The 18,553-nt window shown below is 66.3% G+C and carries 14 protein-coding genes; 13 read left to right on the forward strand and 1 reads right to left on the reverse strand.

The features are described from left to right. Positions 1-74 precede the first annotated feature (74 nt). The 9 genes from surE to ACSQ8Y_RS02380 all read left to right on the forward strand — a co-directional run bounded on the left by surE (position 75) and on the right by ACSQ8Y_RS02380 (position 13,961). A complete protein-coding gene (surE, locus tag ACSQ8Y_RS02340; RefSeq protein WP_436264858.1) occupies positions 75-812 on the forward strand; it encodes a 5'/3'-nucleotidase SurE in 738 nt (245 codons plus the stop codon). After that, on the forward strand, positions 809-1,732 hold the full coding sequence (locus tag ACSQ8Y_RS02345) for a protein-L-isoaspartate(D-aspartate) O-methyltransferase (protein ID WP_436264859.1): 924 nt from the start codon (positions 809-811) through the stop codon (positions 1,730-1,732). The genes surE and ACSQ8Y_RS02345 overlap by 4 nt, the downstream gene beginning before the upstream one ends. Before the next feature lie 34 nt (positions 1,733-1,766). Further along, on the forward strand, positions 1,767-2,717 hold the full coding sequence (locus ACSQ8Y_RS02350) for a peptidoglycan DD-metalloendopeptidase family protein (RefSeq protein WP_436269732.1): 951 nt from the start codon (positions 1,767-1,769) through the stop codon (positions 2,715-2,717). Between the two features lie 6 nt (positions 2,718-2,723). Then, positions 2,724-3,734, forward strand: coding sequence for an RNA polymerase sigma factor RpoS (gene rpoS, locus ACSQ8Y_RS02355; RefSeq protein ID WP_436264860.1), 1,011 nt, complete (start codon positions 2,724-2,726; stop codon positions 3,732-3,734). Between the two features lie 92 nt (positions 3,735-3,826). Beyond that, positions 3,827-5,260, forward strand: coding sequence for a 23S rRNA (uracil(1939)-C(5))-methyltransferase RlmD (gene rlmD / locus ACSQ8Y_RS02360; RefSeq protein ID WP_436264861.1), 1,434 nt, complete (start codon positions 3,827-3,829; stop codon positions 5,258-5,260). 94 nt (positions 5,261-5,354) lie between these two features. Then, positions 5,355-11,213, forward strand: coding sequence for an alpha-2-macroglobulin family protein (locus tag ACSQ8Y_RS02365; protein ID WP_436264862.1), 5,859 nt, complete (start codon positions 5,355-5,357; stop codon positions 11,211-11,213). Continuing rightward, entirely contained in the window at positions 11,210-13,330 is a 2,121-nt protein-coding gene (gene pbpC, locus ACSQ8Y_RS02370; RefSeq protein ID WP_436264863.1) for a penicillin-binding protein 1C, read from the forward strand. Before ACSQ8Y_RS02365 ends, pbpC begins: the two co-directional genes overlap by 4 nt. 25 nt (positions 13,331-13,355) lie before the next feature. Beyond that, on the forward strand, positions 13,356-13,634 hold the full coding sequence (locus tag ACSQ8Y_RS02375; RefSeq protein ID WP_436264864.1) for a type II toxin-antitoxin system RelE/ParE family toxin: 279 nt from the start codon (positions 13,356-13,358) through the stop codon (positions 13,632-13,634). 27 nt (positions 13,635-13,661) lie between these two features. Next, positions 13,662-13,961: a HigA family addiction module antitoxin gene (locus ACSQ8Y_RS02380; protein ID WP_436264865.1), complete on the forward strand. Its 300-nt coding sequence runs from the start codon at positions 13,662-13,664 to the stop codon at positions 13,959-13,961. Positions 13,962-14,019: 58 nt separating this feature from the next. Here ACSQ8Y_RS02380 and ACSQ8Y_RS02385 read toward each other — a convergent pair whose 3' ends face one another. Further along, positions 14,020-14,703 carry a Bax inhibitor-1/YccA family protein gene (locus tag ACSQ8Y_RS02385; protein ID WP_436264866.1) on the reverse strand — a complete coding sequence of 228 codons (684 nt, stop codon included), beginning with the start codon at positions 14,701-14,703 and terminating at the stop codon, positions 14,020-14,022. 231 nt (positions 14,704-14,934) lie between these two features. Between ACSQ8Y_RS02385 and ndk the strand changes: the two genes are divergently transcribed. The 4 genes from ndk (at position 14,935) to ACSQ8Y_RS02405 (ending at position 18,549) form a co-directional block, all read left to right on the forward strand. Continuing rightward, entirely contained in the window at positions 14,935-15,360 is a 426-nt protein-coding gene (gene ndk, locus ACSQ8Y_RS02390) for a nucleoside-diphosphate kinase (protein ID WP_436264867.1), read from the forward strand. A gap of 126 nt (positions 15,361-15,486) precedes the next feature. Further along, complete coding sequence (gene rlmN / locus ACSQ8Y_RS02395; RefSeq protein ID WP_436269733.1) at positions 15,487-16,659, forward strand: 23S rRNA (adenine(2503)-C(2))-methyltransferase RlmN; 1,173 nt, start codon at positions 15,487-15,489, stop codon at positions 16,657-16,659. Further along, a complete protein-coding gene (pilW, locus tag ACSQ8Y_RS02400; RefSeq protein ID WP_436264868.1) occupies positions 16,659-17,492 on the forward strand; it encodes a type IV pilus biogenesis/stability protein PilW in 834 nt (277 codons plus the stop codon). The genes rlmN and pilW overlap by 1 nt, the downstream gene beginning before the upstream one ends. Positions 17,493-17,505: 13 nt before the next feature. Continuing rightward, positions 17,506-18,549, forward strand: a complete 1,044-nt coding sequence (locus tag ACSQ8Y_RS02405; RefSeq protein ID WP_436264869.1) for a helix-turn-helix domain-containing protein — start codon at positions 17,506-17,508, stop codon at positions 18,547-18,549. The last annotated feature ends 4 nt before the right edge of the window (positions 18,550-18,553 follow it).

An 18,553-nucleotide genomic window follows, 5' to 3' on the forward strand; every position in this document is an offset into this window, starting at 1 on the left:
GCCAGGCAAATTTATCTGGGCCTGCGGCCGCCGTCATGTGCTGGCGCGCCGTTGCTTCGGGTAAAATTCCTGCCATGCGTATCCTAATTAGTAATGACGATGGCTATCTGGCGCCCGGCATCAATGCCTTGGCGGAAGCGCTCGCGCCCATAGCCGACATCGTGGTCGTGGCGCCCGAGGGCAACCGCTCCGGCGCCTCCAATTCCTTGTCGCTGGACCGTCCGCTGTCGGTGCAGAGGGCCGCCAATGGTTTCTACTTTGTTAACGGGACGCCGACCGATTGCGTGCACGTGGCGCTGACCGGCATGCTCGACTACAAGCCGGACCTGGTGGTGTCGGGTATCAACAACGGTCCGAACATGGGCGATGACACCTTGTATTCGGGTACGGTGGCCGCCGCCACCGAGGGCTATCTGTTCGGCATCCCGGCCATCGCCTTTTCGCAGGGCTCCTACGGCTGGGAGCACATCGACGACGCCGCCAAGGTCGCGCGCGACATCGTGCAGCGCTATGCCGACCTGCTGGCCCATCCGTACTTGCTCAACGTAAACATTCCGAACCGGACGTATGGCGAGATGGGAGCGCTGACCGCGACCCGCCTCGGCCGCCGCCACCAGGCCGAGCCGGTCATTAGGGCGAAGGACCCGCGCGGCCGGGAAATCTTCTGGATCGGCCCGCCGGGTGCCTGCAAGGACGCCGGCGAAGGCACCGACTTCCACGCGGTCGCCCACGGCCAGGTGTCGCTGACGCCGCTGCAGGTGGACCTGACGCACCGCACCCAACTCGAAACGCTGGCAAAGGGCCTGGCATGAGCGACAAGAACCGCACCTTCCCGTTGCCGCTGTCGTCCGTGGTGGACAAACCGCAGAAGCCGGTGTTCTCGCCCGTCGCCACGCCGCAGACCGCCACCCAGAACGCGGCGCAGAACGCGGCCCGCAGTGCGGCGCTGGGCGCCGCGCACGCGGGCGGCCGTTCGGGCGCCGGGGCGGGGACCGGCATGGCCGGCCGGCCGGGGCCGACCGCCAGTCCGTCGCGTTCCCATACGTATGCGCTGGAGCGCGCCCAGGCCGCGCCGGCCGCCGCGCCGCGCCAGAATCCCCTGGTGTCGGAGGCGGTGCGGCGCGCCATGGTGGCGCGCGTGGCCAAACAGGGCGTCAAGGACGCGGTGGTGCTGGGCGCGCTGGAGGCGGTGCCGCGCCACATGTTCATGGACGAGGCGCTGGCCTCGCAAGCCTATATCGACGCCTCGCTGCCGATAGGCCACCACCAGACCATTTCCCAGCCCTATATCGTGGCGCGCATGATCGAGGTGATGCGCAACGGCGGCCAGCTGCAGCGTGTGCTGGAGATCGGCACCGGCTGCGGCTACCAGGCGGCGGTGCTGTCCTGCCTGGCGCAGGAGGTGTATTCGATCGAACGCATTAAGCCGCTGCACGAGCTGGCCAAGGCCAATTTGCGGCCTCTGCGGCTAGCGAATCTGCGTCTGCACTACGGAGATGGTATGCTAGGCCTGCCGCAGGCTGCCCCGTTCGATGGCATCATCCTGGCCGCGGCCGGGATGGAAGTGCCGCGCGCACTGCTGGAGCAGCTCGCCATAGGCGGTCGCCTGGTGGCGCCGGTCGGCGCCCGCGCCCAGCACCTGGAGCTGGTGACCCGGCTGGGCAAGGCCGAATGGGCCAGCCAGACGCTGGAGGACTGCCATTTCGTGCCCCTGCGCCCCGGAACCGTTTGACGGTCCGGCTGACGATCACAATATTAAGATGAGTATGACGAATAAGCGTTCCCTTTTATTACTGAGCATTTCCCTGGGCCTGCTGAGCGCCTGCAGCACCGTGCCCAACCAGGCGCCCGTGGTCGACCGCACGCCGCTGACGCCGGTGCCCGCCGCCAAGCCGCCGGCGCCGAGCGAGGATGCGCAGAAAGAGCGCGACGAACGCGGCCTGTACACCGTCAAAAAGGGCGACACGCTGATCCGCATTGCCCTCGAGCATGGCCAGAACTACCGCGACCTGGTGACCTGGAACAACCTCGCCAATCCGAACGACATCAAGGTGGACCAGGTGCTGCGCGTGCAGCCGCCGGAATCGGTGGGCGGCGTGCAGACGGTGGCCGTGCCGCCGCCGGGCAGCACCGAAGTCAAGCCCTTGCCGGTGCCGAAGAAGGCCGGCCCGCGCGGCGAGAAAAGACCGTACAGCGAGAGCGCGCTGGCCGAACTGCAGCGCGGCGAGGACGCCGACAACGGCAAGCCCGCGCCGCCGCGCAGCGAGCGCCCGGCGCAGGTCGCCGCGATCGCGCCGCCGGCCGCGCCGGCGCCCGTGCCGCCAGGTCCGCAGCTGAGCGCCGAGGACCGCGAACTGAGCTGGTCCTGGCCGTCCGACGGCCGCGTCATCGCCACCTTCGACGAAGGCAAGAACAAAGGCATCGACATCGCCGGTAAAGCCGGACAACAAGTGATGGCCGCCGGTGCAGGAAAAGTGATGTATGCCGGTAGCGGCATCCGCGGATATGGTAATCTCGTAATTGTGAAGCACAGTAATAGCCTGCTGTCGGCCTACGCGCACAACCGCACCATCCTGGTGAAGGAAGGGCAGAGCGTGAACAAGGGCCAGATGATTGCAGAAATGGGGGATTCAGACACCGACGCCGTCAAGCTGCACTTTGAAATCAGGCAGCAGGGCAGGCCGGTCGATCCATCGAAGTTCTTGCCTAACCGCTAGCTACCCATGACACACTCGCCGCATGACCGCCTGGATGACGATGCCGTACCGGAGGATTATTCGGACGAGCCGCTCGAGGACGCCGTCACCGACGGCGAGGCGGGCGAGAGCGAGGCCGCGCCGGAAGTGAGCACGGTGCTCGAGAGTGTCGACGAGCTGAAAAAAGTGCTGGCCGCGGAACTGTCCACCGACACCACCCAGCACTACCTGAACCAGATCGGCACCCGGCCGCTGCTGACGGCGCCGCAGGAGGTGCACTTCGCCACCCTGGCCAAGGCGGGCGATTTCTCCGCCCGCCAGACCATGATCGAGCACAATCTGCGCCTGGTCGTGTCGATCGCCAAACACTATATCAACCGCGGCGTGGTCCTGCTCGACATGATCGAGGAGGGCAATATCGGCCTGATGCGCGCCATCGACAAGTTCGAGCCCGAGCGCGGCTTCCGCTTCTCCACCTACGCCACCTGGTGGATACGCCAGAGCATAGAGCGCGCCATCATGAACCAGGCGCGCACGGTGCGCCTGCCGGTGCACATGGTGCGCGAGCTGAACCAGATCCTGCGCGGCAAATACCATCTCGAAGCGCAGCACCACAACGGCAAGGACGCCACCGCCGAGGACATCGCCGAGCTGGTGGGCCGGCCGGTGGAGGAGGTGCAGGACATCCTGGCCCTGTCCGAGCACGCCACCTCGCTCGACGCGCCGCTGGACAACGATCCGCAGTCGTCGCTGATGGACATGCTGCCCGGCGACAGCGAGGACGCGCCGGACGCGCGCGCCGAGCACCACGAAATGACGGTGCTGGTGCGCGACTGGCTTACCAAGCTGCCGGACAAGCAGCGCATCGTCATCATGCGCCGGTTTGGACTGGACAACGACGATCCGGCCACGCTGGAAACGCTGGCCGAGGAGATGGGCGTCACGCGCGAGCGGGTGCGCCAGATCCAGCAGGAGGCCCTGGTCAAGCTGAAACGCGCCATGGCGGCGCGCGGCGTGGTGCGGGACTCGCTGCTGTAAAACCCTCCGTGATATCATAGCGCCCTCATAAAAGGCCGCCGGCCCGGTGCCAGGCGGCCTTGCTGTTTGCCTCCCCAACAATCTTGAACGCTATGCAAGACAAAATCATCGACATCAAATCGCTGGACATGGACGCCCGCGGCGTCGGCCACATCGAAAACGAAGACGGTTCGCCGGGCAAGGTGGTATTCGTGGAGGGCGCGCTGCCGGGCGAGCGCGTCTCCTTCCATTCGTTCAAGATCAAGAAGAATTGGGAAGCGGCGCGCCTGGTCGCCATCCACAAGGAAACGTCGATGCGCGTGAAGCCGAAGTGCGAGCACTTCGACACCTGCGGCGGCTGCTCGATGCAGCACCTGGAGCCGAGTGCCCAGGTGGCCATCAAGCAGCGCACGCTGGAAGACAACCTGTGGCACCTGAGCAAGGTCAAGTCGGGCAATATGATGCGCCCGATGTACGGCCCGACCTGGGGCTACCGCTACCGCGCGCGCCTGTCGCTGCGCCACGTGCCGAAAAAGGGCGACACGGTGCTGGTCGGCTTCCACGAAAAGAAATCGATCTATGTGGCCGACATCGAGACCTGCCAGATCCTGCCGCCGCACGTGTCGGCCATGCTGATGCCGCTGCGCGCGCTGATCCGCTCCCTGTCGATCTACAACAAGGTGCCGCAGATCGAGCTGGCCATCGGCGAAGACCTGACCGCCCTGGTGCTGCGCAATATGGAAGCGCTGACTGCCGACGACGAGAGCAAGCTGAAAGCCTTCGCCGACGAACACACCATCCAGTGGTGGCTGCAGCCGAAAGGCCCTGAGACCGCGCACCCGTTCTACCCGCTGGACAAGGAGCTGTACTACCTGCTGCCCGAATTCAATGTGCGCATGCCGTTCAAGCCGGTCGACTTCACGCAGGTGAACCACCACATCAACCGCGTGCTGGTGTCGAAGGCGCTGCGCCTGCTGGAAGTGCAGCCGGAGGACCGCGTGGCCGACCTGTTCTGCGGCCTGGGCAACTTCACCCTGCCGCTGGCCACGCAGGCCCGTGAAGTGGTAGGCATCGAAGGTAGCACGTCGCTGACCGAGCGGGCGCTGTCGAACGCCGTCGTCAACGGCGTGGCCGCGAAGACCAGCTTCATGACGCGCAACCTGTTCGAGGTGACGCGCGAAGACCTGGTCGCGCTCGGCAAGTTCGACCGCATGCTGATCGACCCGCCGCGCGATGGCGCGCTGGCGCTGGCGCACGCGCTGGCTGAACTGAAGAAGACCAATCCTGAGCTGCTGCCCAAGCGCATCGTCTACGTCTCGTGCAGCCCGTCCACCCTGGCGCGCGACGCCGGCGTGCTGGTACACCTGGCCGGCTATGTGCTGAACAAGGCCGGCGTGGTGAACATGTTCCCGCACACCTCGCACGTTGAATCGATGGCAGTGTTCGACCTGGACATCGGCGCCGTGGTCACCAGGCTGGCCGACGGCCGCCCGATCCCCCAGGCGGCCGGACAGGACGAGGCACACCCGCTGGGCGCCGCCGCCTGACCGCATCATCTCGTCGGGCAAATATAAGCGGGCGTAGTTGACATGCCTTAGCGTCTTTGCAACACTGCTTGGACAGTGTAGCCCTGGAGACCTTATGCGTGCCGTGTCGATGTTTTTCGGTTTGTTGCTGCCCCTTGTGGTGCACGTCCAGGTGCACGCCCAGGCGCAGGCTCAGACTTCGGTGGAGGCTTTTTCCCCCGAAGGCGCGGTCAAGGGCGTGCGCCAGGTGAAGGCGCGCTTCAGCGCGCAGATGGTGCCCTTCGGCGACCTGCGCCTGACCGATCCCTTCGACGCCGATTGCGCAGACGCTGTCGCGGCGGCCGGCAAGGGCCGCTGGGTCGATGGCCGGAACTGGGTCTACGACTTCGAGCGCGACCTGCCTGCCGGCGTGGCCTGCCGTTTCACGCTCAAACCTGCGCTGAACGACGTGGCGGGCAAGCCGCTGGCCGGGGAGCGCAGCTACAGCTTCAACAGCGGCGGCCCGTCCGTGGCCGCATCGATGCCGCGCGACGGCGGCGGCTACATCGACGAGAACCAGGTCTTCGTGCTGAACCTCGACGCGGCGGCGCGTGAAGAGGACGTCGCCAAACACGCTTACTGCACGGCCGAGGGCATCAACGAAAAGATCCCCGTGCGGCTGCTGGCCGGCAAGGAGCGCGACCAGCTGCTGGACGCGCGCAAGGACTTCATCAACCGCCACCTGCACGTCTACTACGCCGCGCGCGGCCAGGTGTGGCACACGGCGGTGCAAGTGCGCAGCAAGCGCGGCGAGCCGCTGCCCGTCAGCGTGCTGCAATGCACGCGCAGCCTGCCGCAGGACGCGAAAGTAACGCTGGTCTGGGGCGCCGCCATCGCCGCGCCGAACGGCCTGGCCAACGCGCACGACCAGGTGCTGAGCTTCAAGACGCGCCCCGACTTCACCGCCAAGTTCAGCTGCGAGCGCCCGTCCGCCAAAGGGGCCTGCATTCCCTTCCTGCCGATGCGGGTGAACTTCACCGCGCCGGTGCGCGCCGCCGACGCCCGCGCCATCGCCGTCGCGGGCCCGGACGGGAAGACGTGGAAGGCGCAGCTGCCCAGGGATGAAGCGAAGAACGAATACGTGGACGGCATCGCTATCCCGGGCCCTTTCCCCGAGGACGCGAAACTGCGCCTGCTGTTGCCGGACGGGCTGAAAGATGATGCGGGCCGCAGCCTGCTGAACCAGGCACGCTTCCCGATGGCGGTGCAGACCGGCGAACTGCCGCCGCTCGTCAAGTTCCCCGCGCGCTTCGGCATCATCGAGGCGCGCGGCGACAAGCTGCTGCCGGTCACGGTGCGGAATGTCGAGGCGGGCATTGCGGCGCGCATGGCCAAGGCCGGTGGCGCCGGCGTCGACGGCGTCGACGGCGTCGACGGCGTCGACGGCACGATGCTGCGCATAGGCGAGCGCACGGCTGATCAGCAAGGCGACGGCCAGGACCGGCAAGTCATCGACTGGCTGCGCCGCCTCGCCGGCAAGGACCGCAAGAACGGCTGGGTGCCGCGCGAACTGTATGGATTGAAGGAGTCCGTGTTCACCGAAGCGAAAGGCGGGCCGCAGCCCGGGACTTCGCGCTTCTCCCTGCCCAAGCCGGGCGGCAAAAAAGCCTTCGAAGTGATCGGCATCCCGCTGCGCAAGCCGGGCTTCTACGTGGTGGAACTGGCCAGCCCCAAGCTCGGGCTGGCGCTGAACGGCAAGCGTAGCCTGGCCCATGTCAGCGCGGCGGCGCTGGTGACCAATATGGTGGCGCACTTCAAGCACGGCGCGGAATCGTCGCTGGTGTGGGTCACGTCGCTGGACAAGGGCCAGCCCGTGCCGAACGCGCAAGTGGCGGTGCGCGCCTGCACCGGCAAACTGCTATGGCAGGGCAAGACCGATGCGATGGGCGTGGCCAGCATCCGCCAGCAGCTGTTCCATGATGGCTGCCCGTACAGCGAAGGCTACTTTGTCAGCGCCCGCAGCGGGGACGACATGACCTTCACCTTGTCGAACTGGGACCAGGGCATAGAAAGCTGGCGTTTCAACGTGCCGACCAACGATCTGCGGGCCGACAACACCATCGCCACCACCGTGTTCGACCGCACGCTGCTGCGCACCGGTGAGACGGTGCACATGAAGCACTTCATCCGCAGCCACAACGCGGGCGGCTTTGCTTACGGCGCGGAGCCGGGCAAGGATAAGCTGATCATCACCCACCAGGGCAGCGAGCAGAAATACGAATTGCCGCTGGTTTGGGCCGGCGGCGGCATCGCCGAGAGCAGCTGGACCATCCCGCCGGACGCCAAACAGGGCTGGTACGAGGTGATGTTTAGAGGCCGCGTCGGCGGCACCTTCCGCGTCGAACAGTTCCGCGTACCGACCATGAAGGCGCTGCTGCAAGGGCCGTCCACGCCGGTGGTGCAGGCGCCGCAACTGGCGCTGGACGTGCAGCTCAGCTATCTGTCGGGCGGCGGAGCGGCGGGCGCGCAAGTGAAGCTGCGCACGAATATGATGGCGCGCGGCGTGCACTTCGAGGATTACGACGATTTCGCCTTCGCGATGGGGGACGTCAAGGCCGGCAAAGTGCAAAGCGCGCCCGCGTTCGACGAGGACGAAGGCGAATTCGAAGGCATGGAGGGCATGGAAGGCGAGGGCGCGGCGGATGCGGAATCGGGTCCCGTGAGGACGCAAAACCTGACGCTGGACCGGGCCGGCGGCGCGCGCGTGGTGCTGGACAAGCTGCCCAGGATAGCGCAGCCGCAGGACTTGCTGGCCGAGATGTCCTACCAGGACGCGAACGGCGAAACGCTGTCCTCGTCCACCCGCGTGCCGTTGTGGCCATCGAATTATGTGATCGGCATCAAGCCCGATAGCTGGGTGCTGAGCAAGACCGCGCTGAAATTCCAGGTGGCGGTGCTGGACGTGCAGGGCAAACCGGTGGCGGGCGCCCCGGTCGAGGTGGACTTCTTCCAGCGCCAGACCTACTCGCACCGGCGGCGCCTGATCGGCGGCTTCTACGCCTATGAGAACAGCAGCGAGATCAAGGCGCTGGGCCATGCCTGTTCGGGCAGTACCGATGCCAAGGGACTGCTGCTGTGCGAAGTGGCCGCACCCGAATCGGGCAATGTGATATTGCGCGCGACAACGCGGGACGGCGAACAGCATGTGGCCGTTACCAACCGCGAGACCTGGGTGGCCGACGGCGACGACTGGTGGTTCAAGGCCAGCGACGACGACCGCATCGACCTGCTGCCCGAACGCAAACGCTACGAGCCGGGCGAGACCGCCACCTTCCAGCTGCGCATGCCGTTCCGCGAGGCGACTGCGCTGGTAACGGTGGAGCGCGAAGGCATCATCGACACCTATGTGCGGCAGCTGTCCGGCAGCACGCCGGTGTTCAGTATTCCGGTCAAGGGCAACTATGCGCCGAACATATTCGTGTCCGCGCTGGTGGTGCGTGGCCGCGTGGCGGGCGTGCAGCCGACCGCGCTGGTCGACCTGGGCAAGCCTGCCTACAAGATGGGCGTGGCGCAATTGCGCGTGGGCTGGGCCGCGCACGAGCTGAAGGTGGCGGTGAAGACCGACCGCCAGGTGTACAAGGTGCGCGAGCATGCGCAAGTGGCGGTGAAAGTCACGCGCGCCGACGGCTCGCCCGCGCCCGCCGGCGCCGAGGTGGCGCTGGCGGCGGTCGATGCCGGGCTGCTGGAACTGATGCCGAACGCGAGCTGGGATTTGCTGGAGACGATGATGCAGCAGCGCGGCCTGCAGGTGGAAACTTCCACCGCGCAGATGCAGGTGGTGGGCAAGCGCCACTTCGGCCGCAAGGCCGTGCCGCACGGCGGTGGCGGCGGCAAGGGCGGGGGACGCGAGCTGTTCGACACGCTGCTGTTCTGGAAGGCCCGCGTCAAGCTGGACGCCAACGGCGAGGCGAGCGTGCAGGTGCCGGTCAACGACTCGCTGACTGCCTTCCGCATTGTCGCCATCGCCAGCGCCAACGCCGGCCTGTTCGGCACCGGCCGCGCGGAGATCCGCAGCGCGCAGGACGTGATGCTGCTGTCAGGCCTGCCCGCCATGGTGCGCGAAGGCGACAGGTTCCGCGCCGGCTTCACGCTGCGCAACGCCACCGGCGGCGACCTGAAAGTGGAGCTGGGCGCAAAAGTATCCGGCAAGGAGCTGCCACGCCAGACAGTCGCCATCGCGGCCGGCATGGCGCAGGAGGCCGGCTGGGACTATCAAGTGCCGGTGGGCGCAACGGAACTGGCGTGGGACGTCAGCGCGCGAATTGCCGGCCAGCCTGGCCAGGATGGGCTGCGGCTTGGCGGCGGCGCTGGCGGATCGGCCAACGCGGCAGACGCCGGCAACGCCGCCAGCGCATCGCCGGCCGACCGCCTGCGCATCAGGCAAACCGTGAAGGCCGCCGTGCCGGTGCGCACCGTCCAGGCCACGCTGCTGCAGATCGACAAGCCGCTGGCCATGCAGGTGCAAGCGCCCGCCGACGCGCTGCCGGGGCGCGGCGGCGTGCAGGCCTTGTTCGCCGCCCGCCTCGGCAGCCAATTGTCCGGCGTGCGCGACTACATGCTGGATTATCCCTATACCTGTTTCGAGCAACACACCTCGCGCGCGATCGCCCTGCGCGACCGCGAACGCTGGCAAAAGCTGGCCGCGCAATTGCCCACTTATCTGGACAGCGACGGCCTGCTGAAATACTTCCCCATCATGGAGCGGGGCAGCGACAGTCTGACGGCCTATGTGCTGTCGGCCGTGCAGGAGGCGGGCTTTGCCATCCCGGCCGAGTTGAAGGCGCGTATGGAGGACGCCCTGCTGAACTTCGTGCAGGGCCGCATCACGCGCGGCTCGCCGCTGGCCACGGCCGACCTGGCGGTGCGCAAGCTGGCCGCGCTGGAAGCGCTGTCGCGCGTGGACCGCGTCACGGCGGCCGAACTGGAATCGTTTTCGCTGGAGCCCAATCTGTGGCCGACGTCGGCGGTGCTCGACTGGTATTTGATCCTGCAGCGCTCGCCCAAGCTGCCGCTGCGCGAGAAACGGATCGCGCAGGCCGAACAGGTCCTGAAGTCGCGCCTCAAAATGCAAGGCACCACGATGGGCTTCTCCACCGAGCGCAATGACGACTGGTGGTGGCTGATGGTGTCCGGCGATTCCAACGCCAACCGACTGTTGCTGGCGATGGCCGACAATCCGGCCTGGCAGGCCGACATCGGCCGCCTCGCGCGCGGCGCGCTGGGCCGCCAGCGCAAGGGCCGCTGGAACACCACGGTGGCCAACGCCTGGGGCGTGCTGGCGCTGGACAAATTTTCGCGCAAGTTCGAGAGCGACCCGGTCGCCGGCAGCAGCAGCGCCGCCATCGGCAGCACCAGCCAGAGCGTCGAGCTGGACGCCGGGACGGCCAGCGGCAGCGCATTGCTGCCATGGCCGCGCGGCGCGTCCGAGCTGTCGCTCAAGCACGCCGGCAGCGGCAAGCCCTGGGTCACGGTGCAAAGCCTGGCCGCCATACCCCTCAAGGCGCCGATATCGTCCGGCTACAAGATCGTCAAGACCATCACGCCGCTTGAGCAGGCGGTGAAGGGCGTATGGACGCGCGGCGATGTCTACCGCGTGCGGCTCGACCTCGAAGCGCAGGCCGACATGACCTGGGTGGTGGTGGACGACCCCATTCCCGCCAGCGCCTCCTTGCTCGGCACCGGCCTGGGCAAGGACTCGCAGCTGCTGACGGCGGGCGAAAAGAGCAAAGGCTGGGTATGGCCGGCGTTCCAGGAGCGCAGCTTCGAAGCGTTCCGCTCCTATTACGAGTTCGTCCCGAAAGGGAAATGGAGCGTTGAATACACGGTCCGCCTGAACAATGCCGGCCAGTTCCAGCTGCCGCCGACGCGCGTCGAAGCCATGTACAGCCCGGAAGCCTACGCCGAGTCTCCCAACCCGGCCGTGAACGTGAAATGAGACCCCTGCGATACGAATGGCGCGCTGGACGCTTCCGGCTGGCGGCGGCTGCCGCCGCATGGCTGGCGGCGTCGGCCGCCGCTGCCGTGCCGACGCTGGCCGAAGTGCAGGCGAGCTACCGCGCGTCGGACTCGGTGCTGCTGGACCGGAACGGCGTGGCGATCCAGTCGCTGCGCATCGACCTGGCCGCGCGCCGCCTGCCGTGGGTCAAGCTGGACGACATCTCTCCCGCCTTGGGCGCCGCCGTCATGCAGGCCGAGGACCAGCGCTTCATGCAGCACGGGGGCGTGGACCTGGAGGCGCTCGGCAAGGCGGCCTGGGACAATCTGTTCCGCAGGCGTCCGCGCGGCGCGTCGACCATCACCATGCAGCTGGCCGCGCAGCTCGATCCGGACTTGCAGCCCTCGGCCGCCGGGCGCAGCTGGGGCCAGAAGTGGGATCAGCTGAAGGCTGCCAGGGAACTCGACGACGCCTGGAGCAAGCCGCAGATCCTGGAAGCCTACCTCAACCTCGTCAGTTTCCGGGGCGAGCTGCAAGGTGTGGGCGCGGCCGCGCGCGGGCTGTTCGGCAAGGCGCCGTCCGGCCTGAACGTGGCCGAGTCGGCGATCCTGGCCAGCCTGCTGCGCGCGCCCGCCGCCGCGCCCAAGCTGGTGGCGCGTCGTGCTTGCGCGCTGGCGAAGGAGATGCACGCGGGCGCCACCTGCGGCGACGTCGAGGCTGTCACCGACCACGCCTTCGCCCGCTCGGCCGCCATGGCTGTCCTCGCGCCCGCGCAGCAAGTGGCGCAGAAGCTGCTGAAGGCGCCGTCGCAGCAGGTGCGCAGCACGCTGGACGCGGGCCTGCAGCGCTACGCGCAGGCGGCGTTGCGCCAGCAGATCATGTCCCTGCGCGAACGCAACGTGAAGGACGGCGCGCTGGTGGTGCTGGACAACGCCAGCGGCGAGATCCTGGCCTACGTCGGCAATGCCGGCGGCAGCGAAGTCGACGGCGTGGCGGCGCTGCGGCAGGCCGGCTCCACGCTCAAGCCTTTCCTGTACGCGCTGGCGCTGGAACGCAAGCAACTCACCGCCGCGTCGCTGCTGGACGATACCCCGGTCGACATCTCCACCGCATCCGGTCTCTACATCCCGCAGAACTATGACAAGGAGTTCAAGGGTTACGTCAGCAGCCGCACCAGCCTGGCCAGCTCGCTCAACGTGCCAGCCGTGCGCGCGCTGATGCTGGTGGGACTGGACCGCTTCCATGGCCGCCTGCGCAGCCTGGGCTTCGACAGCCTGGGCGAATCGGCCGACTTCTACGGCTATTCGCTGGCGCTCGGCTCGGCCGACGTCAGCCTGTTGGAACTGGCCAACGCCTACCGCACGCTGGCCAGCGGCGGCCTGCACGGCACGGCCAGCCTGGTGCCGCGCGCGCCCGAGACCAGGCAGCGGGTGCTGGACGCGCGCGCCGCCTTCATTGTCGGCGACATCCTGTCCGACCGGGCGGCCCGCAGCGTCACCTTCGGGCTGAAGAACGAGCTGGCCACCACGTTCTGGGCGGCGGTCAAGACCGGCACCAGCAAGGACATGCGCGACAACTGGTGCGTCGGCTACAGCGAACGCTACACGGTCGGCGTCTGGGTCGGCAATTTCGACGGCGGCTCGATGTGGGACGTGTCAGGCGTGACCGGCGCCGCGCCGGTCTGGCGCGACGTCATGGATTATCTGCACCAGCATGTACCCAGCCGCGCCCCGGCTGCGCCGGCCGGCGTGCTGCGGCGCGAGGTGAGGTGGCAGCCGGCGTTCGAGCCGCCGCGCGCCGAATGGTTCATCGCCGGCACCGAGAGCGCCGAAGTGGCGCTGCTGGCCGACGGCCGCCGCGCCCCGCGCATCCTGTATCCCGTCGACGCCAGCATCATCGCCATTGACCCGGACATCCCGGACGACCGCCAGCGCGTCTTCTTCCAGGCCCAGGCGGGGCAGGGGCTGAGCTGGGTGCTGGATGGCGCCATCCTTGGGCCGGCCACCGAAGGCTACGCCTGGCGGCCTGCGCCGGGCGCCCATGAACTGGCCCTGGTCGGCGCCAGCGCCACCGCAGCCGCCACCATGCGCTTCACCGTGCGCGGCACTTCCCGATGAACTATGATCGTGGCGCGACTATAATATGATCATCGGCTTCAAGTGCAAGCACACCGAGGCTTTGGCATCGGGCAAGCGCGTTGCGCGGTTTGCTAGTGTTGAAGACGTAGCCCGTCGTAAATTGCGGCAACTGCAGATCGCCGCCAGGCTCGACGATTTGCGCGTGCCTCCTGGCAATAGATTGGAGGCCCTGAGCGGTGCACGGGCAGGGCAATACAGCATACGCATCAATGAACAGTTCCGGGTTTGCTTCAAATGGGGCGAGGGCGGCGCAGTCGATGTCGAGATCGTTGACTACCATTAAGGGAGTGGGGACATGCACGGAGAATCAATGTTGAAACCGGTCACGCCTGGCGAGCTGCTGCTGGAGGAGTTCATCAAGCCGATGGGCATCACACGCTATCGCTTGGCTGCCGCCATCGGCGTTTCGCCGACGCGCATCAACCAAATCGTTTCTGGCCGCCGTGCGATTACGGCGGACACGGATTTGCGGCTGTGCCGTTATCTGGGCTTGTCCAACGGTTATTGGCTGCGCGCCCAGGTGGCGCACGATGTGGAAATGGCCGAGCGCTTGCTTGCAGGGGAGTTGGCCCGGATTGAGCCTTGGCAGGCATCACTTGCGGCCGCATGAATAAAAAAAGCCGGCGCGAGGCCGGCTTTGGAGCGGCTAACTCAATGCCTAGTCGCGCTTAGTCGCGGTCGCCGCCGGCGATGCCGAGCAGGCTCAGCAGGCTGCTGAAGATGTTGTACACGTTCAGGTACAGCGACAGCGTGGCGCTGACGTAGTTGGTTTCGCCGCCGTTGACGATCTGCTGCACGTCGTACAGGATGTAGGCGGAGAAGATGCCGATGACGATGACCGAGATGGCGATGTGCAGCGCAGGCATCTGCAGGAAGATGTTGGCCAGGCTGGCCACGATCATGACGATCACGCCCGCGAACAGCCACTTGCCCATGGCCGAGAAGTCGCGCTTGGACACGGTGGCGATGCTGGCCAGCGTGGCGAACACGGTCGCCGTGCCGCCGAAGGCCAGCATGATCAGCGATGCGCCGTTGGAAAAGCCCAGGGTGCGCGTCAGCAGCGGCGTCAGCATCAGGCCCATGAAGAAGGTGAAGCCCAGCAGCAGGCCTACGCCCAGTCCGCTGTTCTTGTTCTTTTCGATACCGTAGATGAAGCCGTAGGCGATCGCCATGAAGACCATGAAGCCGATGAAGCCGCGTGGCACCGGCACGTTCAACAGCACGCCGGCCACCGCGCCGAACACGGTCGGTATCATCGACAGCGCCAGCAGCCAGTAGGTATTGCGCAGGACATTGTGACGTACCGAGACGCTTTTGTCTGAGTAGTCGTAGGTTTGCTGCAGGTTACTCATAATGTTGCCTCCAAAGGATAGGTGCGGAGCACCGCTTGCTAAAAGCATAGCACGGCCCAGCCAAAAGGGGCAAAATCGGCCTTAGAGGGGGCTTAAACGGGCCGTTGGCAGGGGGCGGAATAGTGCCCGGCAAGCGAATATAGGCTCCGCCAGGGGGTTCTATGGTAAAATCAAGGGTTGATTGAATCATCAATTTCGTTTTAAACCTTTCTTTTTATTGGAGTTTTTTACATGGCAATCGAACGCACCCTGTCGATCATCAAACCAGACGCAGTTGCTAAAAACGTAATCGGCCAGATCTACAGCCGCTTTGAAGGCGCTGGCCTGAAGGTCGTCGCTGCGCGTATGACTCAACTGTCCCGCGCTGAGGCCGAAGGCTTCTACGCTGTGCACGCTGCTCGTCCATTCTTCAAAGACCTGGTCGACTTCATGATCTCCGGTCCAGTCATGATCCAGGTTCTGGAAGGCGAGAACGCCATTGCCAAGCACCGCGATCTGATGGGCGCTACCGATCCTAAGAAAGCAGAAGCCGGCACCATCCGCGCTGACTTCGCCGACTCCATCGACGCCAACGCCGTGCACGGTTCGGACGCCGCTGAAACCGCTGCTGTGGAAATCGCTTACTACTTCCCAGCACTGAACGTTTACTCCCGTTAATTCGCCTCTGGCGGATCAAGGCAGTACGTTGTTGTGAGCTTTACCTGTTGCCCCGGCATCGTCCGGGGCGCAGCCTTTTTTTAGAATGATTTGAGTACCGAATTGAGCACCGAATTGAGCACGATGATGGACACGACCCTCACCAACCTTCTGGACTTCGATCCGGAACAGCTGATCGCCTACTGTGCGGAGTTGGGTGAGAAACCGTTCCGTGCCAAGCAACTGCAGCGCTGGATCCACCAGTTCGGGGCGTCGGATTTCGATGCGATGACCGACCTCGCCAAGTCGCTGCGCGACAAGCTGAAAACCCGCGCCCACATCACGGCGCCGGCCATCATCAGCGACCACACATCGACCGACGGCACCCGCAAATGGCTGGTCGACGTCGGCAACGGCAACGCCGTCGAAACCGTGTTCATCCCGGAAGAAAACCGCGGCACGCTGTGCATTTCCACCCAGGCCGGCTGCGCCGTGAACTGCCGCTTCTGCTCGACGGGCAAGCAGGGCTTCTCGCGCAACCTGACGGTGGGCGAGATCATCGGCCAGTTGTGGATGGCCGAATTCGAACTGCGCCGCACCAAGGGCATCGAAGCCGGCCCGAAAGGCGAACGCCAGATCACCAACGTGGTGATGATGGGCATGGGCGAGCCGCTGCTGAACTTCGAGCCGACCGCCACCGCGCTGAAACTCATGCTCGACGACAACGCCTACGGCCTGTCGCGCCGCCGCGTCACGCTGTCCACTTCCGGCGTGGTGCCGATGATGGACAAACTGTCGCAAGTGGTGCCGGTGGCCCTGGCGGTGTCGCTGCACGCGTCGAACGATGCCCTGCGCGACGGCCTGGTGCCGCTGAACAAGAAATACCCGCTGGCCGAGCTGATGGCCGCCTGCAAGCGCTACCTCGAATTCGCCCCGCGCGACTTCATCACCTTCGAGTACTGCATGCTGGACGGCTTCAACGACAGCGACGAGAACGCGCGCGAGCTGGTGGCGCTGGTCAAGCACCGCGAGTTCGGCGTGAACTGCAAGTTCAACCTGATACCGTTCAATCCCTTCCCCGAATCGGGCCTGTTCCGCTCGAAGAACGAGCGCATCAAACAATTCGCGCAAATCCTGATGGATGCCGGCATCGTCACCACCGTGCGCAAGACGCGCGGCGACGACATCGACGCCGCCTGCGGCCAGCTGGCCGGCGAAGTGCAGGACCGTACCAAGGTGCAGGAGCGCATGGGTAAGATGGCCGAATATCAGAAGAAGTTCGGCGCCGATTTCGGCAAGATCGTGGAGATTCGTTCCTGATGACCGCGCTGGCCCACCGCTGCCTGTTGCGCCTGGCCGCCCTCGGCCTGGCCGGGCTGCTGTGCGGCTGCGCAAGCGCGCCGGGCGCCGCTTCGGGCACGCCGGGCCAGAGCGGCAAGGCCGAACTGGCGACCGCGTCGGACCAGACGGCGGCGCAGAAGCGCGCCGAAATCCGCATGCAGCTGGCCATCGGCTACTACCAGCAGGGCCAGTACGCGGTGGCGCTGGACGAGATCAAGAAGGCGCTGGCCGCCGAACCGGACCTGGCCGACGCCTACGGCATGCGCGCCCTGACCTATATGGCCATGGACGAGCGCGAGTTGGCCGAGGATAACTTCGTGCGGGCGCTGAAACTGGCGCCGCACAACCCGGAAGTGAACAACAACTATGGTTCCTTCCTGTGCCGCCACGGCCGCGTGGCCGAATCGTTCAAGTATTTCGACGCGGCCCTGGCGGTGCGCAGCTACCAGTCGCCGGCCGATGCCTACAACAACGCGGGCAGTTGCGCGCTGAAGCAGAAAAATTACGACACGGCAGAGAAGTATTTGCTGCCGGCATTGAAGATTGCGCCGGATGTGCCGGCGACCAGCGCCAACCTGGCGCGGATCTACTACGAGCGGCGCGACTACGTGCGCGCCGGTTTTTTCATTACCCGGCTGAGCAAGCTGGCCAAGATCGACAGCCTGTCGGCTGACGTGCTGTGGCTTGCAATCAGGGTGCAGCATAAGCTAGGCGATACGGGCGCCGAATCGGCTTGGGTGACGCAATTGCGCCGCCACCATTCGGGCTCGCCGGAATATGCTGCCTATCAACGTGGGGCGTTTGATGAGTGAGACAGGAACACCTATGAATTCAGAGTGGGCGGAACAGCCTGAAAAGAAGAGCAGTCAGGCCACGCCCGGTGCGCAACTGCAAGCCCAGCGCGAAGCGATGGGCTTGTCGGTGGAGCAGATAGCGGACCAGCTCAAGCTGGCGCCGCGCCAGGTGGCGGCACTGGAAGCGGGCGACTACGCGGCGCTGCCGAACATGGCCGTGACGCGCGGTTTCGTGCGCGCCTACGCCAAGGTGGTGAAGCTGGACGCCGCGCCCCTGGTGGCGATGATCGAGGTCAATCCGGTCGCCGGCCACGAAACGGCGCAGCCGCTGCGCCGCGAGAAGAAAACCACCACCTTCTCCGAGTCGCGCTTTCCGACGCTGACGGAGCGTTCGTCCAAGCCTGCGGGCTGGGTGATGGGCGCGGCCGTGGTGGCGGTCGTGGTGGCCGCCGTGGGCGCCTACCAGGCTGGCCTGTTCCCGGCGCTGCCGCAGTCGCAGAAGGATGTTGCGCCGGCCGCCAGCGCGCCGGCGACGCCGGCGGTGGAAACGGTGGCCAAGCCGGGCGCCGATACCGCGCCGCTGATTTCGCCGAACGTGCCGCTGGTGTCGGTGCCGCCGGCCGACGCCACGCCAGGCGCTGCCAGCACCACGGCCACCACGCCCGCCGGCGTGACGCCGCCGGCTGGGCCGGCCGCAGGCACGGGTGCTCCCGCGGCTGCAGGCGCCACGCCGCCGGCCGCCGCGCCGGCCGGCGCTGCGCCGGCCACGAACGCAGCCGCAGCCCTACCTCCGGCCGCCACACCGGCGCCAGCCGCCAGCGCCACGCCGGGCTTCACGCCCGGCACGCTGGTGCTGAAGTTCAACGACGACTCGTGGGTGGAAATCCGCCGTCCGGGCAAGCCGGCGCTGATCGCGCGCCTGGTCAAGGCCGGCAGCACCGAACAGTTCGAGCTGAGCGACCCGGCGCTGCTGATCGTCGGCAAGCCGAACAACGTCCAAGCGACCATGCGCGGCGCGCCGCTGGCACTGCCTGAAGTGCCGGGCGGTACAATTGCACGCGTCAATATCAAGTAAACAG

The organism is Pseudoduganella sp. LjRoot289, assembly GCF_964252925.1.
Taxonomy (GTDB): domain Bacteria; phylum Pseudomonadota; class Gammaproteobacteria; order Burkholderiales; family Burkholderiaceae_D; genus Rugamonas.